The organism is Nonomuraea sp. MTCD27, from assembly GCF_041950495.1.
Classification (GTDB): domain Bacteria; phylum Actinomycetota; class Actinomycetes; order Streptosporangiales; family Streptosporangiaceae; genus Nonomuraea.
Map to the genome: position 1 here is coordinate 428,060 of NZ_JBGNUW010000007.1, position 23,387 is coordinate 451,446.

The 23,387-nt window shown below is 73.0% G+C and carries 25 protein-coding genes and 5 tRNA genes; 8 read left to right on the forward strand and 22 right to left on the reverse strand.

The annotated features are described in order from the left end of the window. Positions 1 to 55 precede the first annotated feature (55 nt). Positions 56 to 361 (reverse strand): DUF6204 family protein, encoded by a 306-nt coding sequence (locus ACBJ59_RS23495; RefSeq protein WP_375112372.1) that lies wholly within the window; start codon positions 359 to 361, stop codon positions 56 to 58. A 3-nt stretch (positions 362 to 364) separates the two neighbouring features. After that, complete coding sequence (locus tag ACBJ59_RS23500; RefSeq protein WP_375112373.1) at positions 365 to 1,003, reverse strand: TetR/AcrR family transcriptional regulator; 639 nt, start codon at positions 1,001 to 1,003, stop codon at positions 365 to 367. A gap of 142 nt (positions 1,004 to 1,145) precedes the next feature. On the opposite strand from ACBJ59_RS23500, the gene ACBJ59_RS23505 reads away from it, so the two are divergent. Then, complete coding sequence (locus ACBJ59_RS23505; protein WP_375112374.1) at positions 1,146 to 2,351, forward strand: cytochrome P450; 1,206 nt, start codon at positions 1,146 to 1,148, stop codon at positions 2,349 to 2,351. Positions 2,352 to 2,366: 15 nt separating this feature from the next. On the opposite strand, the gene ACBJ59_RS23510 is transcribed toward ACBJ59_RS23505, so the two are convergent. From ACBJ59_RS23510 to ACBJ59_RS23565, 12 genes are all read right to left on the reverse strand, one after another. Beyond that, the gene (locus ACBJ59_RS23510) at positions 2,367 to 3,029 is read right to left on the reverse strand and encodes a response regulator (RefSeq protein WP_375112375.1); all 663 of its coding nucleotides are present in this window, start codon (positions 3,027 to 3,029) and stop codon (positions 2,367 to 2,369) included. Continuing rightward, positions 3,026 to 4,282, reverse strand: coding sequence for a sensor histidine kinase (locus ACBJ59_RS23515; protein WP_375112376.1), 1,257 nt, complete (start codon positions 4,280 to 4,282; stop codon positions 3,026 to 3,028). Before ACBJ59_RS23515 ends, ACBJ59_RS23510 begins: the two co-directional genes overlap by 4 nt. After that, a complete protein-coding gene (locus tag ACBJ59_RS23520; protein ID WP_375112377.1) occupies positions 4,195 to 4,791 on the reverse strand; it encodes a hypothetical protein in 597 nt (198 codons plus the stop codon). Before ACBJ59_RS23520 ends, ACBJ59_RS23515 begins: the two co-directional genes overlap by 88 nt. Beyond that, positions 4,788 to 5,894 (reverse strand): hypothetical protein, encoded by a 1,107-nt coding sequence (locus ACBJ59_RS23525; protein WP_375112378.1) that lies wholly within the window; start codon positions 5,892 to 5,894, stop codon positions 4,788 to 4,790. The genes ACBJ59_RS23520 and ACBJ59_RS23525 overlap by 4 nt, the downstream gene beginning before the upstream one ends. Positions 5,895 to 5,906: 12 nt before the next feature. Continuing rightward, the gene (locus tag ACBJ59_RS23530; RefSeq protein WP_375112379.1) at positions 5,907 to 6,302 is read right to left on the reverse strand and encodes a hypothetical protein; all 396 of its coding nucleotides are present in this window, start codon (positions 6,300 to 6,302) and stop codon (positions 5,907 to 5,909) included. After that, entirely contained in the window at positions 6,299 to 7,639 is a 1,341-nt protein-coding gene (locus ACBJ59_RS23535) for a hypothetical protein (RefSeq protein ID WP_375112380.1), read from the reverse strand. Before ACBJ59_RS23535 ends, ACBJ59_RS23530 begins: the two co-directional genes overlap by 4 nt. A gap of 192 nt (positions 7,640 to 7,831) precedes the next feature. Then, entirely contained in the window at positions 7,832 to 8,650 is an 819-nt protein-coding gene (locus tag ACBJ59_RS23540) for a nitroreductase/quinone reductase family protein (protein WP_375112381.1), read from the reverse strand. Between the two features lie 287 nt (positions 8,651 to 8,937). Further along, a tRNA-OTHER gene (locus ACBJ59_RS23545) sits at positions 8,938 to 9,007 on the reverse strand. Positions 9,008 to 9,052: 45 nt separating this feature from the next. Beyond that, positions 9,053 to 9,128 (reverse strand) — tRNA-Arg (locus tag ACBJ59_RS23550). Between the two features lie 4 nt (positions 9,129 to 9,132). After that, positions 9,133 to 9,205: transfer RNA gene (locus ACBJ59_RS23555), tRNA-Glu, on the reverse strand. Positions 9,206 to 9,214: 9 nt separating this feature from the next. Beyond that, positions 9,215 to 9,287, reverse strand: a tRNA-Leu gene (locus ACBJ59_RS23560). A 24-nt stretch (positions 9,288 to 9,311) separates the two neighbouring features. Continuing rightward, positions 9,312 to 9,382, reverse strand: a tRNA-Ala gene (locus tag ACBJ59_RS23565). 342 nt (positions 9,383 to 9,724) lie between these two features. On the opposite strand from ACBJ59_RS23565, the gene ACBJ59_RS23570 reads away from it, so the two are divergent. Together ACBJ59_RS23570 and ACBJ59_RS23575 are read left to right on the forward strand one after the other, a co-directional pair. Beyond that, positions 9,725 to 10,315, forward strand: a complete 591-nt coding sequence (locus tag ACBJ59_RS23570; RefSeq protein ID WP_375112382.1) for a TetR/AcrR family transcriptional regulator — start codon at positions 9,725 to 9,727, stop codon at positions 10,313 to 10,315. Positions 10,316 to 10,348: 33 nt separating this feature from the next. Continuing rightward, positions 10,349 to 11,125, forward strand: coding sequence for a MerR family transcriptional regulator (locus ACBJ59_RS23575; RefSeq protein WP_375112383.1), 777 nt, complete (start codon positions 10,349 to 10,351; stop codon positions 11,123 to 11,125). A gap of 27 nt (positions 11,126 to 11,152) precedes the next feature. On the opposite strand, the gene ACBJ59_RS23580 is transcribed toward ACBJ59_RS23575, so the two are convergent. The 3 genes from ACBJ59_RS23580 to ACBJ59_RS23590 form a co-directional block, all read right to left on the reverse strand. Beyond that, positions 11,153 to 11,548 carry a YciI family protein gene (locus ACBJ59_RS23580; RefSeq protein WP_375112384.1) on the reverse strand — a complete coding sequence of 132 codons (396 nt, stop codon included), beginning with the start codon at positions 11,546 to 11,548 and terminating at the stop codon, positions 11,153 to 11,155. Between the two features lie 81 nt (positions 11,549 to 11,629). After that, positions 11,630 to 12,526 (reverse strand): oxidoreductase, encoded by an 897-nt coding sequence (locus ACBJ59_RS23585; protein WP_375112385.1) that lies wholly within the window; start codon positions 12,524 to 12,526, stop codon positions 11,630 to 11,632. A 118-nt stretch (positions 12,527 to 12,644) separates the two neighbouring features. Next, the gene (locus ACBJ59_RS23590) at positions 12,645 to 13,307 is read right to left on the reverse strand and encodes a hypothetical protein (RefSeq protein WP_375112386.1); all 663 of its coding nucleotides are present in this window, start codon (positions 13,305 to 13,307) and stop codon (positions 12,645 to 12,647) included. A gap of 118 nt (positions 13,308 to 13,425) precedes the next feature. Between ACBJ59_RS23590 and ACBJ59_RS23595 the strand changes: the two genes are divergently transcribed. Beyond that, positions 13,426 to 13,992, forward strand: coding sequence for a TetR/AcrR family transcriptional regulator (locus tag ACBJ59_RS23595; RefSeq protein ID WP_375112387.1), 567 nt, complete (start codon positions 13,426 to 13,428; stop codon positions 13,990 to 13,992). A 70-nt stretch (positions 13,993 to 14,062) separates the two neighbouring features. Further along, a complete protein-coding gene (locus ACBJ59_RS23600) occupies positions 14,063 to 15,775 on the forward strand; it encodes an alpha/beta fold hydrolase (protein WP_375112388.1) in 1,713 nt (570 codons plus the stop codon). Here ACBJ59_RS23600 and ACBJ59_RS23605 read toward each other — a convergent pair. Further along, a complete protein-coding gene (locus ACBJ59_RS23605; protein ID WP_375112389.1) occupies positions 15,770 to 16,618 on the reverse strand; it encodes a helix-turn-helix transcriptional regulator in 849 nt (282 codons plus the stop codon). The two genes, ACBJ59_RS23600 and ACBJ59_RS23605, sit on opposite strands and share 6 nt — an antisense overlap. A gap of 189 nt (positions 16,619 to 16,807) precedes the next feature. Here ACBJ59_RS23605 and ACBJ59_RS23610 point away from each other — a divergent pair, with 189 nt between their 5' ends. Both ACBJ59_RS23610 and ACBJ59_RS23615 read left to right on the forward strand, forming a co-directional pair. Continuing rightward, on the forward strand, positions 16,808 to 17,584 hold the full coding sequence (locus tag ACBJ59_RS23610) for an SDR family oxidoreductase (RefSeq protein ID WP_375112390.1): 777 nt from the start codon (positions 16,808 to 16,810) through the stop codon (positions 17,582 to 17,584). Positions 17,585 to 17,719: 135 nt separating this feature from the next. Further along, positions 17,720 to 18,496 carry a hemerythrin domain-containing protein gene (locus tag ACBJ59_RS23615; protein WP_375112391.1) on the forward strand — a complete coding sequence of 259 codons (777 nt, stop codon included), beginning with the start codon at positions 17,720 to 17,722 and terminating at the stop codon, positions 18,494 to 18,496. Positions 18,497 to 18,550: 54 nt separating this feature from the next. Here the strand turns inward: ACBJ59_RS23615 and ACBJ59_RS23620 are convergent, their stop codons facing one another. The 3 genes from ACBJ59_RS23620 to ACBJ59_RS23630 all read right to left on the reverse strand — a co-directional run bounded on the left by ACBJ59_RS23620 (position 18,551) and on the right by ACBJ59_RS23630 (position 21,976). Next, the gene (locus ACBJ59_RS23620; RefSeq protein WP_375112392.1) at positions 18,551 to 19,432 is read right to left on the reverse strand and encodes a GNAT family N-acetyltransferase; all 882 of its coding nucleotides are present in this window, start codon (positions 19,430 to 19,432) and stop codon (positions 18,551 to 18,553) included. Positions 19,433 to 19,695: 263 nt separating this feature from the next. Continuing rightward, positions 19,696 to 20,652, reverse strand: coding sequence for a zinc-binding dehydrogenase (locus tag ACBJ59_RS23625; RefSeq protein WP_375112393.1), 957 nt, complete (start codon positions 20,650 to 20,652; stop codon positions 19,696 to 19,698). A gap of 262 nt (positions 20,653 to 20,914) precedes the next feature. Further along, on the reverse strand, positions 20,915 to 21,976 hold the full coding sequence (locus ACBJ59_RS23630; protein WP_375112394.1) for a YihY/virulence factor BrkB family protein: 1,062 nt from the start codon (positions 21,974 to 21,976) through the stop codon (positions 20,915 to 20,917). Positions 21,977 to 22,080: 104 nt separating this feature from the next. Here ACBJ59_RS23630 and ACBJ59_RS23635 point away from each other — a divergent pair, with 104 nt between their 5' ends. Next, positions 22,081 to 22,395 (forward strand): GNAT family N-acetyltransferase, encoded by a 315-nt coding sequence (locus ACBJ59_RS23635; protein WP_375112395.1) that lies wholly within the window; start codon positions 22,081 to 22,083, stop codon positions 22,393 to 22,395. A 105-nt stretch (positions 22,396 to 22,500) separates the two neighbouring features. Here the strand turns inward: ACBJ59_RS23635 and ACBJ59_RS23640 are convergent, their stop codons facing one another. After that, positions 22,501 to 23,352, reverse strand: coding sequence for a helix-turn-helix transcriptional regulator (locus ACBJ59_RS23640; RefSeq protein ID WP_375112396.1), 852 nt, complete (start codon positions 23,350 to 23,352; stop codon positions 22,501 to 22,503). Positions 23,353 to 23,387: the final 35 nt, after the last annotated feature.

Consider the following 23,387-nt stretch of genomic DNA (forward strand, 5'->3'; position numbering starts at 1 on the left):
TTCTTTCATCCGGAGGGTCCGACATTCCGTACCTGTCCGAACCCGCCGGATAGTTTCACCCCGATCCCGAAGATTTTTTCCGCGGGCGAATCCTGATTTCCCGCATGTCCGTCACCGCGACGCGCAGGATCTCGTACGGCAGACCGTACGCCTCCAGCGCCGCCATCGCCCCCAGAGCCGCCTCGTCCTCCCCGTCGTCCGGCCCGGCCGGCACCTGGCAGCGGAACGTGAACGCCGTCACGCTCCCGTCGTGCGTGAACGTGCCCGGCTCGGTGAAGGCCGCGCCCTCCACCGCCCGCACGGCGGCCCGGCCGGCGTCGTCGAGCCCCTTGAACTTGCCGCTGATCGTCACCCTGAACACGACTCACTCCCCTCGTACGGCATAACCCAGCACCCGCTCGCCGAGCACGCTCTCGGCGGCGTCCAGCAACTCCAGCACGGCCCCGGCGATCGCGTCGGGCCGCTCCCCCGCCGTGGTCAACCGGCCGATCTCGGCCAGCACGAGCGCGTGCAGGCAGCCGATGTGCCAGGCCACCACGCGCGGCAGCGGGTCGTCCCGCCCGGCGCCGCACTCCTCGGCAAGCACGGCCGCCAGCGCGTCGGTCATCTGGCGACCGAGGTCCTCCAGACGGGCGGTAAGCGTGGGCGCGGCCCGCATCATCTCCAGCACCCGCCCGAAGCCCTCGCTCAGGCCCACCTGGCGCTCGCGCCCGCGCACCTCCTGGCGCAACCGCGCGAGCACCGCCCCCGCGGCCGACTCGCCCGTGGCGCGCTCGCGCACGATGTCGGCCAGCCGCTGCGCGGACGCCTCCTCGGGCGGCAGCACCAGGTCCTCCTTGGTCGGGAAGTAGTTGTAGACGGTGTTCACCGACACCTCGGCGGCGGCGGCGACCTCGGCGATCGTGACGTTGTCGAAGCCGCGCTGCACGAACAGGCCGAGGGCCACCCCGGAGATGTGCTGCCGCGTCTGCCGCTTCTTGCGCTCGCGCAGTCCTTCGGTCATGAAGTGGAGACTACTGCAAATTTTAAGTTGACTACACTTTTGGAGTGGACTGAAGACTTCGGTGGTCTCTCGCCGGAAGCGCGCTCATGAGTGAATGGCAGGTGCCCGGACCACGGACCTCCCTCCCAGGAGCTGACGCGACATGACCGAGGCAATTCCCGTCCCGCATGGCCTGCCCATCGACCGCGACCGCCGGTGCCCGTTCGACCCGCCGCCCGAGCTGGCCCGGCTCCGCGCGGAGCGCCCGATCAGCCGGATGATCTATCCCGACGGGCACGAGGGCTGGCTGGTCACCGGCTACCACGCGGCCCGCGCCCTGCTGGCCGACCCCCGGCTCAGCTCACGTTCGGAGAACCGGCGCACCGCCGTCCTCACCGACCCCGTCAAGACGGGCCTCGCCGGCGCCGGACCCGGCATGATCAGCCGGATGGACCCGCCCGAGCACACGCGGCTGCGGCGGCTGCTCATCGGCGAGTTCACGGTGCACCGGATGAAGCAGCTCGAACCCCGCATCGAAGAGCTGGCCGAACAGCACATCGACGAGATGCGCCGCCAGGGCCCGCCGGCCGACCTGGTCCAGGCGTACGCGCTGCCGATCCCGTCCCTGGTGATCTGCGAGCTGCTCGGCGTGCCGTACGAGGACCGCAAGACCTTCCGGCACGACAGCCGGCGCCTGCTCAACCTGGACACCGCGCCCGACGAGGTGGCCGCCGCCGGAGCCTCGCTCATCCGCTACATGTCCGAGCTCGTACGCGACAAGCGCGCCCGGCCGGGGAACGACCTGCTGAGCGACCTGGCCCACGGCGGCGAGCTGAACGACGAGGAGATGACCGGTCTCGGCATGACGCTGCTGGTCGCGGGCCACGAGACGACCGCGAACATGCTCTCCCTGGGCACCCTCGCCCTCCTGGAGCACCCCGACCAGCTCCGGCGCCTGCGCCAGGATCCCGGCCTGATCGACGGCGCGGTCGAGGAGCTGATGCGCTACCTGAGCGTCGTGCACGCCAGCATCTCGCGCGGCGCGCTGGCCGACATCGAGATCGACGGCCACGTGATCAAGGAGGGCGAGGTGGTGACGCTCTCCCTTCCCGCGGCCAACCGCGACCACGGGCGTTTCCCGAACCCCGACGAGCTGGACGTCTCCCGCCCCGCCATCGGCCACCTGGCCTTCGGTCACGGCGTGCACCAGTGCCTGGGGCAGCAGCTCGCGCGGGTGGAGATGAGGGTGGGCTTCACCGCCCTGCTCAGGGCCTTTCCCGAGCTCCGGCTCGCGGTCCCGGCCGAGGAGATCGCCTTCCGCGAGCACGCGTTCGTCTACGGGGTGCACCGGCTGCCGGTCACCTGGTGACCGGCCGACGCGAGGTCACCGGCGCAGGCCGCGCAACCGCGACCACGAGATCAGCACGTGGACGCGGTCCGGCAGCCCCAGCTTGGTCAGGACGCTCGACACGTGCACCTTCACCGTGTAGCGGCTGATCACCAGCCGGGCCGCGATCTCGTCGTTGGACAGGCCCTGCGCGATCAGCTCGCACACCTCGCGCTCCCGGTCGGTCAGCCGCTCGGCGGCCGCCAGCAGCGCGCGGTCCTCGTCGGTGGGCAGCAGGGGCTGCAACGCCTCGATCATCCGGGTCGTCGCCTCCGGCGCCAGCACGGACTGGCCGGAGGCCACGATCCGGATGCCGTCGCGGATCCGCTCCCCCGGCGCGTCCTTCAGCAGGAACCCGCTGGCCCCCGCCTGCAGCCCGGCGTAGACGTAGCTGTCCAGGTCGTACGTCGTCAGGATCAGCACCCGCGACGGCCCGCCCCGCGCCACGATGCGCTGGGTGGCCTCGATGCCGTCCATGCCGGGCAGGCGGATGTCCATCAGGACCACGTCCGGGCGCTGCTCGGCGGTGGCCGCCACGGCCGCGGCGCCGTCGCCCACCGCGCCCACCACGCTCAGGTCCTCGGCCGCGCCCACCAGCCGGACCAGCGCCTCCCGCAGCAGTTGCTCGTCGTCGCAGACCAGGACCCGGATGCCGGTCACGACCCGCTCCGCAGCGGCAGCGTCGCGCACACCTCGAAGGCGCCGCCGTCCCTGCCCGCCCGTACGGAGCCGCCCAGCAGCTCCACCCGCTCCCGCATGCCGATCAGCCCCACGCCCGCCCCGTTCCCGATCGTCCCCGCCGTGTCGCGCACCGGGTTGGTGACCCGGATCGTCAGCCGCGCCGGCGCGTAGTCCAGCAGCACCCGCACCTCCACCGGCCCCGCGTGCCTGGCGACGTTGGTCAGCGCCTCCTGCACCACGCGGTAGGCGGCCAGCTCGATGCTGGCGTCCACCTGGCGTACCTCTCCCCGGCGTGCCAGCAGCACCCGGGGCCCACCCGGCGGCGCGGCCGCCACCAGCGCGTCGAGCTGGTCCAGCTTCGGCGGCGGCGCCAGCGGGTTGTGGCCGGGCGGCGCCTCCCTGAGCACGCCGAGCAGCCGCCGCAGCTCCGCCAGCGACTCCCGGCCGGTACGCGCCACCCGCCGCAGCGTCTCCTCCATCCCCTCGCCGGTGTCGGCCCCGGCCTCGGCGTCCACCACCATCGTGGTCACCGAGTGGTTGAGGATGTCGTGCAACTCCCTGGCCAGCAGCGCCCGCTCGCGCTCGGCCGCGCGCCGCTCGGCCTCGGCGCGTTCCTCCTCCAGCAGCCGCGAGCGGGCCTGCAGCTCGCGGATGCGGTCGCGCTGCCGCCCGTCCACCCGCCCCACCGCCCAGAAACCGACGAACAGCACCGCGATCGCCGTGTACACGGCCACCACCCGCAGCGGGTCGCCGATCGTCAGCAGCGTGACCGGCAGGCCGGTGAGCAGCAGCGCCAGCACCGCCACCACGCCGAAGACCCGCCGGTCCCCCCGGCCCCAGGCCCCCAGACGGGACGCGGCGACCAGGGGCGCGACCAGGACCGGCATCTTCATCAGGGCCAGCGCCACTTCCAGGCCGATCACCACGCCCAGCACGGTGAGCGGGAAGCGTCGCGACCACATCAGCGCCAGCGACTGGGCGCAGGCCAGGGCCAGCAGCAGGGCGATCCGGCCGCCGAGCTCGCCGGCCAGCCCGATCAGCCAGCCGACGAGGGGCGGCAGGATGGCCAGCAGCCCGTCACTCAGCCACTCCAGCCGGGGAACCCGCCGCTCAGGCCCGCTCGGGCGTCCCGGGCCGGAGCCGCTCAGGTGCTCCAGGTGGGGGCCGTTCCCAGCCGGATCCGCCGGGTGCGGATCCAGCCCGCCGCCAGCAGCAGGACGACCGGAGCCCACGGCACCAGCGCGATCGTCCAGCTCAGCGGCAGCGGCGGGCCCGGCTGCCCGATCGCCCGGATCGGCAGCACCCCCGTCGCGGTCCCGTCCGGCCCCTCCACGGCGAACTCGAACCGCCACGTGCCCTCCTCCGGCAGCGACACCACGTCAAGCCCCCACACCTGCCGGGCCCGGGGATGCCGTGGCAGCACGATGGTGTCGCCACGGCGCTGGAGCACGATGCCCTTCAGCCCCCTGCGGTCGCCCGCCGGTGAGACGGTGGTGACCAGCCCCGTACGCCCCTCGACCCCGCCTGTCGGCTCGAAGGTGAAGTCCAGCGACTGAAGGGCGCGTACCGGCCACTCAGTGAACGATACGGTGATCGCGGACGCGTCGCTCATGCGAACGGTCTCGGTGTGGACGATCTCACCCGGCAGCGGCGGCGCGGCGGCGGCCGGGCCCGTGCCCGTCAGCAGGACCGCCACGACGACGGCCACGACGGCGGCCACGAGGGCCGGCAGGCGCCTCACGCGGTCACCGCCCCGGCGACCGCACCGGTACGCACGCCGAAGCGGCGCAACATGACGGCGCACTGCCAGCTCACCCAGCCCGTGCCCGCCCCGGCGGCGACCGCGGCGAGCAGGGTGACCGGCAGGCTCATCTCCATGCCCAGGGCGGCGTAGAACAGCGTGGTGTTGACGCCGACGAGCGCGCCCACCCCCGCGGTGATCACGATCGGGCTCACGCCGCGCCGCACGGCCCACGCCACCACCCCACCGGTCACCAGTGCGATCAGGGGGAACGTCGCGGGGAACCCGATCAGGGCCTGCGGCGCGTTGGCCGCGTAGTCGCGCATCGGCTGGCCGATCGCGTCGGCGTACCAGCGGGTCGCGGCCGGCGCGAACAGCGCCAGCGCGCCCTGCACGCCCAGGAACGCCAGGCCCGCCGCGGCCGGCCAGTGCCAGCCACGGGTGAGACCGACGATGAGCGTCAGGGTGAGCGCGCCCGCCGCACCGAGGCCCAGCACGCGCGGCGCCAGCCCGGGCAGCCAGTCGAAGAGCAGCTCGGAGACCATGCCGAAGGCCGAGGTGGAGCCGATCGTGGCCAGGCCGACGGCCAGCGCCAGCCCCCACCGCTCCGCACGCGTACGGCGGAGCACCGCGAACGCCATCACCATGGCGAAGATCTCCACCTGGATGGACAGCCCCAGCCCGAGATGCGACGGCGTGGCCCCGGCGGCGATGTCGAAGCCGTACACCTCGTGCCACCACAGGTCGGCCCCCGCGTACAGCAGGTTGCCCGACGCGCCGAGCCCGCCCACCAGGAACGGCCAGGGTGCCCGGAACGTCCGGAACACCGTCACCGACGGCGTGCCCGTCACCGGCCCCCGCGCCCACGTCGAGAGCAGCACCACGGTCAGGCAGGTCAGCCCGATGATCCCGGTGCCGGAGTAGAGCAGCAGGTGGGGTGCGGTCCAGAAGTCGTCGGGCCCGACGTCGCCGTGCCACTGCCCGTCCCACACCATGCCGGTCAGCAGCGTGGCGTAACCGAACATCAGGAACCAGGCGCCGGTGACCTCCCGGCGCGGCACGTCGTGGACGGCCGGCAACGCGTTTGTCGCTTGTGTCGCCATGAACGGCGTCTCCTATTCTCCAACCAGCGTGTTGACCGTGATCACCTCGGTGCCCGGGCCGCCGCGTACGCGGATGCCGAGCTGCCAGGCGCCGGTCATGGTGAACAGCTCGCCGCGCGCCACGTAACGGCCGGTGCCGTCGTCGCGGGCGGCGAGTTCGGGGGTGGTGTGGCCCATGTGCGGCATCACCGCGAACACCGACACCTGCGCGGGCGAGGCCGGGTCGATCTCGATCCCGACCTCCACCGGGCCGGTGACCGGCTCGAGCGCGACCACGACCGTGTAGTGGCCGCCCCTGCCCGTCAGCTGCACCGGGCCGGGGGCGGCGCCGCCGCGGGCGATCCACAGGATCCCGGCGGCGACCAGCAGGACGGGCAGGACGAGGTACGCGCGGCGGCGCCACGTCATCGAGGGCTCCCTTCGGCCGCGACCTCGATGACGTGCGGCACGGTGACGATCTCGTAGTTCCTCGCGTACTGGATCCAGGCCAGGTAGCGGCCGGGCCGCGGGAAGCTGAAGGTGAACCGCAGCCGCGGCCCGTAGCGGGCGACCGATTCGTCGGGGACGCGCTCCCCGTCCGCCGCCATGGAGCCGGCCTCGTGGACGTGGCCGAGATAGCCGCCGTCCTGGGTGCGTACGATCAGGTGGCCCGCCATGCCGAGCCACGGCTGCAGCCCGGTGACGCCGGTGTCCAGGGTGAGGGTCACCGGCCGCCCGGCCACCGGCCGCGCCGGCTCGACGGCCGGCCCGTCCGGCGGATCGTGCCGTACGAGCGGGTTCTCCGGCTCACCCGGCCCCACGGTGAACGCGCCGGAGACGAGCTGCCCGCCCGCCCCGGTCCGCTCGAACTCGGCGTGCACCAGGTGGCGGCCCGCCTCCCCGGCCCGCAGCCGCACCTCGTAGACGCCGGGGGCGGTGCGGAGCGGGTGCACGTGACGGAAGTACGCGCCGTCCAGGCTGCTCACCACGACGTGCGAGAGCGCGCCGTGATGCTCGGCGAGGTCGTCGGCGGGCCGGCCGGTGGAGCCGTCGAACAGCGCCACCCGCAGCAGGAACTCCGAGCGCCGCGCCGGCCGCGCGGGCAGCACCTCGATCAGCGGCTGCGCGTTCGGCCTGCCCAGCAGCCGCTCCGACACCGGGGCGGGCGGCGCTCCTTCGGGCACCGCGGGCGCGAACCACGGGGACAGGCCGCCCGCCGTGAACGCCACGACGGTCGCGGCCACGAACGCGACCGCGCAGCCACCGGCGAGCGCCCGCCGCGACAGCGCCGCGCCCGCCAGGGCCCCGATCAGCGCCACCGCCGCGCAGGCGAAGGCCGCGTGGACGACCACCTCCCACAGCGGCGCCCGCGGCACCAGCACGTCGAACGGCAGCACCGACCGCTCCCCGCCGGCCCGCACCTCCAGCTCGTGGGGGCCGACCCGCTCCACCGCCAGGACCACGGGATACATGCCGGGCCGGCCGGCCCGGACCAGCGTCGTCCCGGAGGAGGAGCCGCCGGCCTGGAGCGGGCGCAGTGCCAGATCGACCCTGCCGCCCCGCCCCGGGTCGTGCGCGACCACGTCCACCTGCAGCGGGGCCGGCACCTGCGGGCTCGCCCGCACGACGACGGTCAGCTCCATGCCGGCGATCGTCTGGGCGAAGCGGACGTCGGCCTCGCCGCTGCGGCCGTGCGCCGCGGCGGGAGCCGCCCAGGCGAGCACGGCCACGAGCGCGAGCAGGGCCGGGATCAGACGTTTGAGCACAGGCCAGAGCGTAGGAACGGGCCACTGCCCGGCACATCACGCGCGGGCACTGACCTGCCTAGTTCCCGGGAACTACGTTCCGCCCTGGCGGGCATGCGGGAGGGGGTCGAGCTGGATGTGGCGCCGGGCCCGGACGCCGTTCCAGCATACGTCCCACCTGTCCCTCTTGTCACAGAGGCGCCCCCGGTGCGGTCAGTTCAGCAGCGCTACGAGCTGCTCCTCCTCGTAGTCGAGGTGGGCCTCCAGCTCCCGGGTGAGCCGCTCCACCTCGCCGAGCAGCGCCTCGGGCGCGACGTCCTCGGCGGCCAGGAGGGTCTGGAGCTCCCGCAGCAGCCGGGCGACCACCTCGTGCTCGGCGCGCAGCCGCGCCATCACCGGGGCCAGCTCGGGGTAGCGCTGCTCCAGCGTGGGGAACATGAACCCGTCCTCGCGCGAGTGGTGCACCTCCAGGCCGTGGCACATGGTCAGGCAGGTGACGCGCAGCTGCGCGGTCAGGCGTGGCCCGGACGTGGCCGCCTCCCTGCGGATCAGGGCCAGCTCCCGGCGGAAGCCGTCGTGCATCCTGACCAGCGCCTCACCCAGGGACCCGGTGGGCGGCCCGAAGTCGGTCGGCAGCAGCGCCACCACCGGCAGGGTGCGGCCAGAGCTGTCCTGGTACGCGCCCCAGCCGGGGTCGGCCTCGACGGCGCGGGCGAACAGGCGCTCGCGTTCCTCGCCCTCGAGCACGACCGCCTTGGCCTGATAGGTGAACAGGCCGGTCTCGACGGTGACCTGCGGGTGGGCGAGCAGGTTGTGGTACCAGGCGGGGTGACGGGGCGAGCCGCCGGCCGAGGCGATGACGAGGACGCGGTCACCGTCGGGCAGGCAGCCGAGCGGCGTGGTGTGCGGGGTGCCGGTCCTGGCGCCGACGGTGGTCAGCAGGAGCAGCCGGGCTCCGTCGAAGGGGCCGCCGACCTGGCCCCGGTTGGCGCGGAATTCGTCGATGATCTGCTGGTTGAAGTCGTTGGGCATGCTGAGCTCTGGCTCCTTGCGGGTGGGGTGTCGATGACATGGGCGACCCGCACGGGCATGCCGAACGTGCGGGTGCTACGACACCGCCGAAGGCATGGGACGACGCGCGGGCGCGGTGTGCTCAGGCACGACCGATGGTGTGAGTGGCCATGGCGTCATCCCCTTGAATACGGCGCCTCCATGCCCCGTCCGTCTTCCCGGCGGCGACACGCGACGCGACGGCCATTACGCCCATAACCCCGCAGAGCTGTCAAGCCGGACGTGACTCCGCAGCGGAACACTCTTCGAGACGCAGGCGAGAGTCGAACTCGCACGGACGGGCTTTGCAGGCCTGCCTCCGCACCCGCGAACTGCGCCGGGCCACCCCTTGCTGCCGCGCCATGAAAAGGGGAGGAAATTCAGTGGCCCCAGCAGGACTCGAACCTGCAACAGACCCGGCTTCGTAGGCCGGCGCTCTCATCCATTGAGCTATAGGGCCGAGATACCCCGTACCGGACTCGAACCGGCGATTTCCCGGGTGAAAGCCGGGCGTCCTGACCGCTGGACCAACGGGGCATGCGTGCGTACGTCCGGCGGGATTCGAACCCGCACCGTCCGGCTCCTTAGGCCGGTGCCTCTGCCATTGGGCCACGGACGCGAGGAAGAGCCGCGGAGCGGCTCGTGGACCGACGGGATCTCGAAACCCGAACTCCTGCTTGCAAGGCAGGTGTGATGCCTTTTCACCATCAGCCCTTGGTGTTCCGCTGTGGAGTTGTCAAAATGCGCCGCCCGGTTCCGGGAACGGGGAAAAGAAAAGGCCGCCTGGTGTGCACCGGGCGGCCTCGGGACAAGTCCTCTGCGGATTTATCCTGAAGCCTGCCCGAGGAGGGCGCAGCCGAGCGCCGCGGCACGGCGGTGGCGACACCGTTCCGCTCGGAGCGTGGCGGCTGCGATCAGCATGACTGGCCTTTCCTCGATTTGCCGGAGGTTCGATGTGTTCGACATTAACGGTGCACGACGGGGGCGTGCCACTTAATTATTCAGCCCCATGGAAGACGGACCGTATCGTCTCGTTCCGGTGCTATGCTGACCCGCATGTCCAGGCAGCCCGACCCTTCCCGCCGCAGCGAGCGCTCCCGCCAGGCCATCCTCGCCGCGGCCCGCGAGCTGGTGTCGGAGGTCGGATACGCCAAGCTGTCGATCGAGGCCATCGCCGCGCGGGCGGGCGTGGGCAAGCAGACGATCTACCGCTGGTGGCGGTCCAAGGGCGCCGTGGTGTTCGACGCGTTCCTGGCGCTCAGCGAGGCGGAGGACGGCGTGGCGCTGCCGGACACCGGCGACATCGAGGCCGACCTCAAGGCGGTGATGCGGGCGACGGTGGCGGAGTTCGCCGATCCCGCCTTCGAGGCGCCCATCCGGGCGCTCAACATGGAGATCATCGATGACTCCGACCTCGCGGCACAATACCGGGAGAAGCTGGCCGCCCCGGTCGACGAGGCCAAGAAGGCCCGCCTGCGCAGCGCCCAGCGCGCGGGGCAGATCGCCGCCGACGCCGACCTCGACCTGGCGCTGGAGCTGCTGTACGCGCCGCTCTACCAGCGCTGGCTGCTCCGCTCCGGGCCGCTGACCCCCGAATACGCCGACGCCCTGGTCGAGCTCACGCTCAAGGCCCTGCGCCCGATTTGACGTTGACGTGGCGTCAACGTCTTAACTGGAGGCATGCGGATCGGAGAGCTCGCCGCGCTGCTCGGGGTGTCCACCCGGACAGTGCGCTACTACCACCACCAGGGCGTCCTGCCGGAGCCGCCGCGCCTGGCCAACGGCTACCGCGAATACGGCATGCGCGACGCCATCGCCCTGGCCCGCGTCCGCCGCCTGGTCGAGCTCGGGCTGAGCCTGGACGAGGCGCGCGACGTGATCGCCGACGACCGCTCCAGGGAGCTGCCCGAGATCCTCGCCGAGATCGACGCCGACCTGGCCGCCCAGGAGCGGGAGATCCAGCTCAGGCGAGCCCGCCTGGCCCAGGTCCTGCAGCAGGCCGAGGCCGGGGCGCTCGGCCCCGACGACACCTCCTCGCCCGACCTGGTGGCCTTCCTGCGGAAGATCCACTTTCCCGCGTCCAAGTCGGCGGCCTGGGACCGCGACCTGCTCGTGCTGATGGACAGCATGGCCACCGCGCCCGACCGGCAGCGGGCCTTCACGATGTTCGACACGCTGACCGCCGACCCCGAGGCGACGGCGCGCGGGCACGAGTTCTACCGCAGGCTCGACGAGCTGGCCGAGGCCGAGCCCGGTGATCCCCGGGTGGCGCCGCTGGCCGAGATGCTGGCCGACTTCAGCATGGAGCACATGATGGCCGACCTTCCGCCGGGCCAGGCCGGCTGGGATCCCCAGACCGTGGAGCCGTTCCTCGAGGACCTCGCACCGGCGCAGGCGGAGGTCGTGCGCCGGGCGATCCGGACCATCGGCGCCCGCATGTCGGAGGAGACCGCCTGAGACCCCGGGCGGTCTCCTCCTCGGCCGTCACATCTCCGGGGCGGACAGGTTCATGATCGGACGCACCTCGACGGCCGCGAACCTGGCGTCGGGGAATCGGGCGGCGATCTCACCGGCCCGCTCAGGGGTCTCGCAGTCGATCACGAAGTAGCCGGCGAGCTGCTCCTTCGCCTCGACGTACGGGCCGTCGGTGGTGACGGGCACCCCGCCGCGCACCTTGACGGTCCTGGTGTTGACCGGGTCGGCCAGCGCCTCCGCGCTGATCAGCTCCCCGGACTCCGTGATCTCCTTGAGCAGCGTCTCGAACTGCTCGCTCATCCGGTCGCGCTCCTGCGGCGACATGTCCTGGGCCTCGGCCGCACGCAGGAACGCCGGGTGACCCCAGGCCAGCGGGTTGCTGTAGATCAGCAGCAGGTATCTCATGGTCGGCTCCTCACCTGTCGCGGTGCCCGGCTCCGGGCGCCCTCAATGCACAGGTCGGAACCGAAGGCCGGGTTTCGACACCTACCCGAGGGAACGCAGGGTCGCCATCTCGTCGTCGGACAGCCGCAGCGCCCCGGCGGCGACGTTCTCGGCGAGGTGGTCGGGATTGCCGGTGCCCGGGATGGCCAGCACGTTCGGCCCCTGCTGCAGCGTCCAGGCCAGCCGTACCTGCGCGGGTGTCACGCCGTGCGCGCGGGCGACGGCGAGCACGGCGTCGTGCTCGGGCGCGGTCGCGCCCGACTCGCGCCCGGCGCCGGCGATCGCGAAGAACGGCACGAAGGCGATGCCCTGCTCGGCGCAGCTGCGCAGCAGCTCCCGCGCGTCGGGCGGCGCGCCGACGCCGAAGGGGTTCTGCACGCAGACCACCGGTGCGATGGACCGGGCCTCGGCCAGCTGCTCCGGCGTGGCGTTGGAGACGCCCAGGTGGCGGATGAGCCCGGCGTCGCGCAGCCCGGCCAGGGCGCCGAAGTGCTCGGCGATCGAGCCGCCCTTCCGGCTGGGCGGTACGCGCAGGTTCACCACGTCGAGGTGGTCGCGGCCGAGCTGGCGCAGGTTCTCCTCGACCTGCCCGCGCAGCTGCTCCGGCGTGGCCCACCACCATGCGCCGGACGGGTCCCGGGCCGGCCACACCTTCGTGACGATGACCAGGTCGTCCGGGTAGGGGGCCAGTGCCCGGTTGATCAGCTCGTTGGCCGACAGGAGCGGCGAGAAGTAGAACGCGGCGGTGTCGATGTGGTTGACCCCGAGCTCGATCGCGCGCCGCAGCACGCGGATCGACCGCTCCCGGTCGCCCGGCGCACCGGGGCCGAAGGCGACGCTGCCCGTCAGGCGCATCGCGCCGAATCCCATCCGGTTGACGGTCAGGTCGCCGAGTTTCCAGTCGCCCGCCGCCGCGGCGGGGCTCGTCAGTGCGGTCATGATCAGCCTTACGTGTTCGCTGGAGAAAGGGACGCCCGTCCGAGTGCGGGCATGAAAAAAGCCTCCCCGGCGGACAAGGTCCGGCCGAGAAGGCTTCAAAAAGTTCTTCTACACCATATCAGGCGGGACGGCACAGGATCGGCATGGCGACCATGCCGTTGGCCTTCAGCGTGGCCCTGACGTAGCGGTGGAAGCTGGGCCTGAGGAACTGGTTGAGCAGGAAGGTGGGCGCGCTGCCGGGCAGCCGTACGTGGTTGACGAACGCGAACGGCCCCCGGTCCTCGACGGGGCGCAGCAGCGCCGAGTTGTCCACGCCGGCCTTGAACGTGTACCAGCCCGCCAGCCGCTCCCACGCCGCCACCCCAGCCTCCGGGTCCGGCGCGGTGAAGTGGTTGAACAGGTACGTCCCCGGCGCCTTCGCGTCGATGTCGCCGATCCGCCTGACGTTGCGCGCCGGCATGACCAGCTCGGCCTGGAGCTTCTCGATCGGAACGGCCGCGAGCGTCTCCACCGAGGTGGTCTGCACGAGCATGATGACGTCGAAGCGCGGGCCGCCCGCGATCGGCGGGATCAGCACCGCCTCGTAGACGGTCGCGCCGACCACCTCGGGCACGCCGGTCATGCTCTCCGCCAGCTCGCGCCACTGGCCGATCACCTCGCCGCGGCGGCTGCTCCGGCGTACGAAGGGTGCCCGTCCGGGCGGATCGACGCTCAGGCCGGCGTACAGGTAGCCGCGAGACGACGGCTCGACGAGGCCGGCCGGTGGGAATCCTCTCGTCATGCTGACCCTCTCCTTTGACGATGCCGGGAGGTAGGCAATCCCCTGCCCAAGGCCCGGGTGGGTGAACGTCAAGCGGTCGGGGTTGCGGAAATATGAAGACCGGTCTAGTTTCTTCGGCATGGGACGGAAGGGTGACGAGACACGCGGGCGACTGCTCGACGCGACCCAGGAGCTCATCGAGTCGGGTGGTTACTACGGCGCCGGGCTGAACCAGGTGATCGCGGCCAGCGGGATGCCCAGGGGTTCGCTCTACTTCCACTTCCCCGGCGGCAAGGACGCCATGGTCGCCGAGGCGCTGCGGAGGGCCGGCCGCGAGATCGACCAGGCCGTGCGCGACCTGGCGGGCTCGGCCCCCGACGCGGCCGCCCTGGTCGCCGGCGTGCTCGGCCTGCTCGGCGACCGGCTGGAGGCATCGGGCTGGCGCAAGGGATGCCCGGTGGCCACGGTCGCCCTGGAGATGGCGGCCACCGACGACCCGCTCCAGGAGGTCTGCGCCGAGGTGTACGACTCGTGGGAGGGCGCCCTGCGCGACCGGCTGGCCGCCGACGGGCATCCCGACCCCGACGACCTCGCCACGACCGTGCTCGCCCTGGTCGAGGGCGCGCTCCTGCTCGCCAGGACGCACCGCAGCCGGGATCCGCTCGACCGCGTCACACGAAAGATCACCGCGTTCCTGGCCCTCTGACGGTGCTTCGCCGGAGGTTCGCGTTCGCCTGCCCAAAAAATATGTAGACCGATCTATTAAGGAGCCGCTCATGCGACCCGACTCGATCGTCTTCGGCGCCGCCGGCTTCATCGGGCGCTCACTGGTCGCCGAACTCCTGCGCCGCGGCCACGTGGTCGCCGCGGCGGTACGGACCGGCGGCGACGCTCTCACGTCGTGGCTCACCGGCCAGGACGTCCCGCTGGACGGGCTGACCGTCGTCGGCGCCGACATCACCCGGCCCGATCTCGGCCTGGCCGCGGCCGACCTGACGGCCGTGCGCGACGTCTACAACTGCGCCGGCCGCTACGCGTTCGGCCTGACCGTGGCGGAGGCGCGCGCCGCGAACGTGACCGGCGCCCTGAACGTGCTCGACTGGGCCGCCTCCCTGGCGGACCTGCGCCGGCTGGTGCACGTCAGCGGCTACCGGGTGAGCGGCCCGGAGGGGGACCCGCCCGACTACCGGCTGGGCGCGTACGAGGCGTCCAAGAAGGAGGGCGACACGGCCCTGCGGGCGCGCGCCCGCGAGCGCGGCGTCCCGCTGACCCTCGCCAACCCCGCCACGGCCATCGGCCCCGGCCAGTACGTCGGCCTGGCGGCCCTGGTGTCCGACCTGTGGCACGGGCGGCTGCCGGCCGTCCCCGGCGGCCCCGAGGTGTTCGTCCCCGTGGTCGACGTCGGCTACCTCGCGGCCTTCCTGGCCGGCCTGCCCGCGCACGAGGAGAGCCGGGGGGCCGCCTACTGGATCCTGGACGACCGGACGCCGGTCCTGCCGGAGCTGATCGGGCTCCTCGCCGAGCACATGGGGGTGCGGGCGCCCCGGCGTACGATCCCGGTCGGGCTGCTGCGCCGCCTCCCCCGTGCCCTGACCGGCGCCGATCCCGAGACGTTGACGTTCCTGTCGCCCGACCGGTACGACACCGCGCTCGCCCGGGCCCTCGCCGAGCGGAGCGGCCTGCGGCCGCCGCCCGTCGAGGCCACCCTCAGGACCTGGGCCGACGACCTGGTGGCGACCCGCTTCGGCGCGACCCCCGCACCGCGCCGCCCGTACGGGTACCAGCGGGTGGCCGGCACCTCGACCTGGGTCGCCGGGAACCGTGCGGAGCCCGGCCACGTGCTCCTGCACGGCCTGCCGCTGGACTCCGACTCCTGGGAGCCCGTCATCGACCGGCTCGGCTCCCCCGTGCTGACCGCCGACCTGCCCGGACTCGGCAGATCGGCCCCGGGGAACGGCCCCGTGGACGCCTGGCTCGCCGACCTGCTCAGCCCGGTCAGGACCCGGCCGGTGCTCGTCGCGCACTCGCTGGCCTGCGGCCCCGCCCTGCGCTACGCCGCCGCCCATCCGGACCGGCTGTCCCGGCTGGTGCTGGTCTCCCCCGCCTTCCTCCAGGCCCCCGCACCTCGGCCGCTGCGCTCAAGGCTCGCCGCACCCCTGCTGCGCCGCATGTCCGCGCCCCGACTGGCCCGCACCCTGGGCGTCCCGGACGGCCCTGCCGTACGCGCCGCCGTGGCCGGACTCGCCCGGCGCGGCCAGGCCCGCCGCGTCATCGCCGCGCTGCGCGCGTCACACGCCACCCGCCACGAGCTCCGCCGGACCCTGGAACGGGTGAGCGTCCCCGTGGAGATCGTCGTCGGATCGGCCGACCCGCTGACCGTGCCCGTGAACGAGCCCGTGACCACGATCGACGGCGCCGGGCACCACCCGCACCTCACGCACCCAGGAGAGCTGGCCCGCCTGCTCGCCCGGGAGGAGGCGGCTCTATGACACCGGGTCCTGCCGCGGCGCCGTCCAGCTGGCGAGGAGCTGGAGCGCCTGGGCGGTCTCCGAACCCGGCTCGACGTTGTAGACGCACAGGGTCTGGTCGTTGTCACCCGGCGGCTGGAGCGACTCGTAGGAGAAGTGGAGCTCGCCGACGAGGGGGTGGTGGTAGACCTTGGAGCCGTGCGTGCGGCGCAGCACGCGATGATCGTTCCACCACGAGCTGAACTCCGGCGAGCGCAGGGTGAGCTCGCCGACGAGGTCGGCGAGCCGGCGGTCGTGCGGGTAGCGGCCGGCCTCCAGGCGGAGCATGGCGACGGTCTCGGCGGCGATGCGCTCCCAGTCGCCGGTGCGGGTGCGCGCCTCGGGGTCGAGCAGGTAGTAGCGGGCGAGATTGCGCTGCGGCACGGGAAGGGCGTCGAAGTCGGTCAGGACCTCGCGGGCCAGGCGGTTGGCGGCCAGGATGTCCGTACGGCGGCCGACGATGAACGCCGGCACGTGATCGAGCGTCCGCAACATCAGGTGGAGCCCCGGCCGGACCCGCTGCGGCGCGATCGGGGCCCGGCGGGCGGAGCGGGCCAGCAGGTCGTTGAGGTGCTCGCGCTCGGCGAGGTCGAGCTGCAGCGCACGTGCCAGCGCCTCGGTGACCTCGGGGGAAGGGTTGCCGGCCCGGCCCTGCTCGAGACGCGTGTAGTACTCGGTGCTGACGCCGGCCAGCCGGGCGACCTCGTCGCGGCGCAGGCCGGGCACGCGCCTGGCCCGGCCGTCGGCGGGCAGCCCCGTCTGGTCGGGGGTGATCCGGGCACGGCGTGAGCACAGGAAGTCGGCGAGCTCGCGACTGCGATCCATACCCCCATTGTGGCCACGCCCGGGGGTGCCCCGACCCGGCTGGGTGGCCCTGCCAGTACCTGCCTCGCGGGCACCTGCCCGGTCAGGGCATGGTCGGGCGCCCCGCGGGGATGGTGGCGGCTGGTGTGCTGGATGAGGAAGCGCGGCGACCGGCCGCGTACCCGTCAATCACCCCGAAAGGTGTGCACCATGACCACGCAGACCCTTGCCCGTCCCCTCGCCGGCCGCGTGGCGGTCGTCACCGGCGCCTCCAGCGGCATCGGCGAGGCCGCGGCCGAGCATCTGGCCGGACTCGGCGCGCACGTCGTCGTCCTGGCCCGGCGGGCGGACCGGCTGGCCGACCTGGTCGCCCGGATCGAGCGGGACGGGGGCCGGGCCCTGGCCCTGGCCGCCGACGTGACCGACGCGGCCGCCGTGCGCGCCGCCGCCGACCGGGTGGCCGCCGAGCTGGGCGGCGCCGACCTGCTGTTCAACAACGCGGGCGTCATGCTCCCCGCCCCGATCGAGGAGCTGGCCACCGACCAGTGGCAGCGCCAGATCGACCTCAACATCACCGGGCTGATGAACGTCATCGGCGCCTTCACCCCCCAGCTCGTCGCGACCGCCGCCGAGCGCGGGGTCGCCGACCTGATCAACACCTCCTCGATCGCGGCGCAGAACATCTTCCCGAACTTCGCCGTCTACTCGGCGACCAAGGCGTACGTCACCCACCTGTCCCGGCACCTGCGGGCCGAGCTGGGCGCCAAGAACGTGCGGGTCTCGGCGATCGAGCCGGGCATCGTCGGCACCGAGTTGCAGAGCCACGTCACCGACGAGGGGGCGCTGGCCTGGCTGGAGGGCTCCAAGGAGGCGATGGAGTGGCTGACGCCCGAGGACGTCGCGCGGACCGTCGGGTTCGTCGCGACCCTGCCGCCTCGGGCGAACCTCCAGCAGGTGACGATCATGCCCACCGGCCAGGCCGGCTGACCGCTCCGGCCATCGTGCCGCAGCCGCCTGAGACAAGCATTACCCGGGCGATTCCCTCAAATGGCCTGCCCGCGGGAAGGGCTCGGAAGGTGTGACCGGTCCCCCGGGGGACGCGAGGACGAGGTGGTGACGGTGATGGCAGACAGTACGGACGCCCGGCAGCCGGCGGTGCGCAGGCGTGACGCGCTGGCGCTGCCCGCCGTCCTGGCCGGGGGCCTGGTCGTGGCGGGCTGCGGGAGCATGGAGGGCATGCGCGCGATGACGGGCGCCGAGTCCCCTCCGGCGTCGCCGACGCCGGAGGCGACCCAGGAGGTGGACCAGGCGCCGGTGACGCCGCCGGAGGATCTGATGCGCGAGCACGGCGTGCTCAAGCGGATCCTGCTGATCTACCGGGAGGGCATCCGGCGGATCAACGCCGGCGAGCAGGTGCCGGCCCAGGCGCTGAACGCCGGCGCACGCATCATCCGCAGCTTCATCGAGGACTACCACGAGCAGCTGGAGGAGCGGTACGTGTTCCCGCGCCTGGTCAAGGCGGGAAAGCTGACCGACATCGTCCCGGTGCTCCTGCTGCAGCACCGGCGCGGGCGCGTCGTGACCGGCCGGATCATCGCGGCCACCGGCGGCGCCACGCCCACGGCCTCCCCCGGTCCGGCCCATCAGCGTCTCGTCGCCGACATGAGCGCGTTCATCCGCATGTACGAGCCGCACGAGGCCCGCGAGGACACCGTCGTCTTCCCGGCGCTGCGCGAGGTGGTCCCGACCAAGGAGTTCCTGGAGATGGCCGACATCTTCGAGGACGAGGAGCACCGCCGTTTCGGCGCGGCCGGCTTCACCGGCGTCGTCAACCAGGTGGCCGACATCGAGAAGACGCTCGGCATCTACAACCTCAACCAGTTCACCCCGCGCGGCTGACCGGCACCCACGGCTCCGCCTCGGTACGCGGTCACGCGGGACCTGCCGGGGGCGTCACAAGTCGAGCTGGAGCGTCACCTTCTTGTGGGTCGGCAGGTAGCCGAGCGCGTCGTTGACGGCCCGCATGTGGCGGTTGGCCTCGGCGGTGTCGGTCAGCAGGCCGTCGAGCTCCGGGTAGCGCTCGCGGGCCTGGCGGACGGCCTCGGCCTTCATCCAGCGGGCCAGGCCGTGCCCGCGATGCGCGGGGAGCACCCCGGTGCCGTAGTGCTGGGCATCGCCCCTGCCGTCCCCGGGGACGACCAGCTCGGTGAAACCGGCGATGGAGCCATCCGACTCGGCGACGGCGACGACGGTGTGGAGCCGCTCGCCCCGGCTCTCGATCGCCCGCGCCGCTTCGCGTAGCCGGTCGACGTCCCATGTCACGGTGCCGTAGTCGACCTCGTCCATCGGCATGTCGTCCATGGCGTGGCGGGACGCGGCGAACGTCTCGGCCAGCTCGTTCGGCACCATTCCGTCCCAGGCGGCCAGCCGGTAGCCGGGGTGCGGGCTGCGTACGAGCTCCTCGAGGCCGGCCACGTCGGCCCCGGCCAGCGGCAGCCGCGCGTAGGTCAAGGTCAGAACCTTGCGGAAGCCGCGTGCCGACAGGAACGCCTCCCCCGGCGCACCGGGCTCCGCCTCCGCGATGACGCGGCGCCGGCCCTCCTCCCGGGCCGCGGCCAGCGCGGTGGTCAGCAGGGCGGACCCGACGCCGCTGCGCCGCTCGGCCGGGTGGACCTGGAGGTCGAGCTCGGCCAGGTGTTCCTGGCCCGCCCTGGTGAACAGGCGGAGGAACGCCGATCCGGCGGGGACACCGCCGGGCAGTGCGGCCAGCCAGGCCAGGCGGCGGCTGGCGGAGGTGAGGTGGGGGTCTGTCAGCGGGGTGATGCGAATCGACACGATGTCTCCGGCTTGGGGAGGTGGGTGGGAACAGAGCTGCGGCTTCGCTGCTGAACGGTCCTGCGCATCTGTTGCACACCTCCCTCAAGAACGACCCCGGCATCCGGCGCGATCAGCACTATAGCGGTGTTCCGCGGGCGTGACCGTGATCCGGATTCTCCGCGCGGAGCGCTGTTCGGGCTGCTGCCGGCAGTGGACGGCATCGAGGTGGCGGTCTCCGGTGGACGGCATCGAGGTGGCCGTCTCCGGCCTGGGCGTGCGGCTCAGGCCTGGGGCTTGACGTCGAAGACCGCCTTGCCCGCCACCCGCCGGCCACGCAGCGCGTCCGCCGCCTCGGCGAAGCGTTCCCAGGAGCCGCGCCAGCCGATCCCGGGCACCAGGGCGCCTTCGGCGGTGAGCCGTACCAGCTCGGCCAGGTCATCGGCGGCCCCGAACTCGTTGACGTAGGACATGAGCGTCTTGGGCAGGCCGACGGTCCCGTACGGCGGGAAGACGGCCGGCTCCCCCGAGGTCCACCCGACGGACTGCAGGCTGCCGCCGGGGGCAAGCAGCTCCCACGCCGCGACCAGGTGCGGTCCGCCGACCGTCTCGACGACGATGTCGACGGGCTCCTTGACGCCGTCCAGGCCCACGACCACCTCGTCGGCCCCCGCACCGGCCAGACCGTCGCCGCGCGCGGGCGAGCCGACCGAGGCGATGACGTGCGCCCCGGCCCGGGAGGCCAGCTGCACGGCGTACCGTCCCACCCCGCCGGACGCGCCGGTCACCAGCACGCGCTTGCCGGGGGCGATCCCGGCGCCGCGCAGCGAGCGCAGCGCGGCCAGGCCCGCCGTCGGCAGCGCCGCCGCCTCCGCCAGGCCCGCCGTCGGCAGCGCCGCCGCCTCCGCCAGGCCGACACCGTCGCGGACCTCGGCCACCGCCGAGACGTCCACGGCCACCCGCTCGGCGAACGCTCCGTCCGCGAAGAGCACGACCCGGGCCCCGGCGGCCGGGCCGGTGCCGTCCGCCGCCGCCTCCAGGACGATCCCGGACGCGTCGAGCCCCAGCGGCGCACCGGCCGGGATCCGTCCGGAGACGGCGTTGTTGAGGTCGGCGTAGTTGAGCGACGCGTGCACCACCTCGACGAGCAACTGCCCAGGTCCGGCGACGGGATCGGCGATCTCCCCGAGACCGATGCTCGCCGGGGCGGAGGGGTCGACGATGAGGGCACGCGTGGACATGGGTCTCTCCTGGGGTGAAAGGTGCGACAACAGGAAGGACTCTAGCAGATGGTTTCGTAGTGGACTATCTACTTGCTCACTACTTGGGCGCGTGCATAGAGGGCGGCGATGCACCCAGCACCCTCTCGACGGTCGGTCCGGCCACCACGACTGAGGTTCGGTTCCGACTCCGTCGCCGGAGCCGACCTCACGCCGGTGGAGGCGTCCGGGTCGAGGGCGGCGCCGGGCTGCTGCCTGGTGGCCACGGCGTCGCGCAGGGGGCTCAGGCGTCCGGGCGGCTTACCCGCCTTTGCCTGCGGCGACGGCCGACCAGCCCACCGACGGCGGTGATCACGGCCGTTCCGACCTCGCCCACCAGGGGCTCGCGCTCCTCCTCCGCGGTGGGGCCGGAGTCCGGGTGTGCGGGCTCGGCGCAGCCGGCCCGGCAGGCCTCCAGTTGGGCGGCGAACGCGATCCCCAGGAAGAGGGCGATCGAGCTGAGGAACGACCACAGCAGCAGCGCCATGACGGCGGTCAGCGGCCCGTACGTGTCGCCGAACGTGCTGTTGTACTCGGTGTAGAGGGCCAGGGCCAGGGTGAAGAGGGTCCATAAGCCCAGCGCCACCAGCGCTCCGGCGGCCAGCCACGTGTGGCCGGGCTGCCTGCGCCTGGGCGAGGCCCGGAACAGGATAACCGTGGAGGCGAGCGCGAGCAGGAAGCCGAGCGGCCAGCGGACGAAGGCGTAGGCCTGGCGGCCTGCGTCGCCCCAGCCGTACGTCTCGCTCAGCGCGTCGCCGAGCTCACCACCGCTCACCAGGACCGTGAACCCGGTGATCATGCAGATCCCGGCGGTCAGGGCGAGCACGGTCGCCCTGGCGTACTTGCGGTGGAACGGCCGGTCCCGTTCGATGCCGTAGATCCGGTTCGCGCCCCGCTCGAACTGCGCCATCGCACTGGCGAGCGCGGCGAGCGTGGTGGCCAGGCCGAGCCAGAGCGCCAGCTCGTCCCGGGTGCCGTTCCCGCCTTGCAGCACCTGCATGACGGCCTCGGCGCCGCTCCCGGGCGCGAGCGCGCTGAGCGTGAGCCGCAGCACCTGGCCCAGCTCCTCCTGGTGGGTGACCGCGCTCAAACCGACCAGGGCGATGGCGCCGGGGATGATCGCCAGGCAGATCTGGAAGGCCAGCGCCCGCGAGTGGCTCATGCCGTCGCCGTAGCGGAACCTGATGAACGAGTCATGCACGAAGTGCCAGCCGCCGTACTTGCGCAGCGTCTCCCACGCATCGTCGGCGGACAGCTCCTCGCCGCTCATGGTGCGGGTCTGGGGGACGGTGACCGTGGATCCCACGGCGGACGTTCTACCCCACTTCGCGGGGGTTCAAGTGGTTCACGGCCCATCGCGGATACGGGGGATGAACCCTGCGCGGGAGGCGTTCCCCATCGCCGGCCACCGTGAGCCGCCTGAGCCTGGGGTTGAGCGTCGGCTGTGCGCGTGGCCATGGTGCCGTGGTCGCGGCGACCGGATGGTTCGCGGGGGCGGGCAGGTGCGGGCCGCTCGAGCCGGTCGGCACGCATCCGGACCATCGCGGGCACGGCTACGGGCGCGATGCCGTGCTGGGCGCGTGCGCGGCTCTCGCCGATCGGGGTGCGAGCGCGGTCGCCGTCGTGACACCGTCCACCAACGACGCCGCGGTAGCGCTCTATCGATCGGCCGGGTTCACCGTCCTGCGCGAGAATCGCGACTGGGTCCGCGTTCGAGGAGCCTGAACGGCGTGCCCATCTCGCGCGGCTTGATCGGGGTGATGGACGTGCGCACCAGGCGCGGCACGCGGCCGTCCAGGAACGAGCCCGGCGCGGAAGCTGATCGACCGGTCACCGCAGATAGTCGCCGGCCTCGGCGCCAAGTACGTTCAGCAGGGCCAGAGCCTCGGCGCCAGGGGATCCTGGCGGCGCGCTGTAGAGCACGAGGTGCTGGTCGCGGTCCTTGAGCGTGAGCGTGTCGCAGTCGACGGTGATCTCCCCGACGACCGGGTGACGGAAGGTCTTCGTGAGCGTCGGCGCGGCCTGTACGTCGTGCCGCCCCCACAGCCGGGCGAACTCCGGGCTGGCGTCGCGGAGCTCGTCGACGAGTTCGGTCACCGCGGGGTCGGACGGGTACCGGGCGAGGGTGGAGCGCAGCTCCATGACGACGTGGTGCCGGAACTCCGCCGCGTCGGAGATGCCGTACAGCGTGGCGCCGGTGCGCGCCGGCCCGAGGAAGGCGCGGCGGGCGAGGTTGCGGTCCCGCGGGGCGAGATCGGCGAAGTTCTCCATCAGCGCGGCCGCGAGGTCGTTCCACGCGAGCACCTCGAACGCGGCCGACATCACGAAGGCGGCCGTCTGCGGCAGCCGCTCGAGGAGCGCGAGGATGCTCGGGCGGACGTCGCGCCGATGCAGTCCGGCACCGCTCGGCGCGGTGCCCGCGAGGACGTGCAGGTGGTCGGATTCGGCGTCGGTGAGCCGCAGCGCGCCGGCGATCCCGGCGAGGACCTCGCCCGACGGTCGCGGCGCCCTGCCCTGTTCGAGCCGGATGTAGTACTCCGTGGAGATGTGCGCGAGGACCGCCACCTCCTCACGGCGCAGACCCGGCGTCCGGCGTCGCGGACCCGAGGGCAGGCCGGCGTCCTCCGGCCGGAGCCGCTCGCGTCGGCTGCGGAGGAACGCCCCGAGTTCCTGTTTGTCCATAGCCCCAAGTCTGCACGCTGTGCGGCGCTGGATCC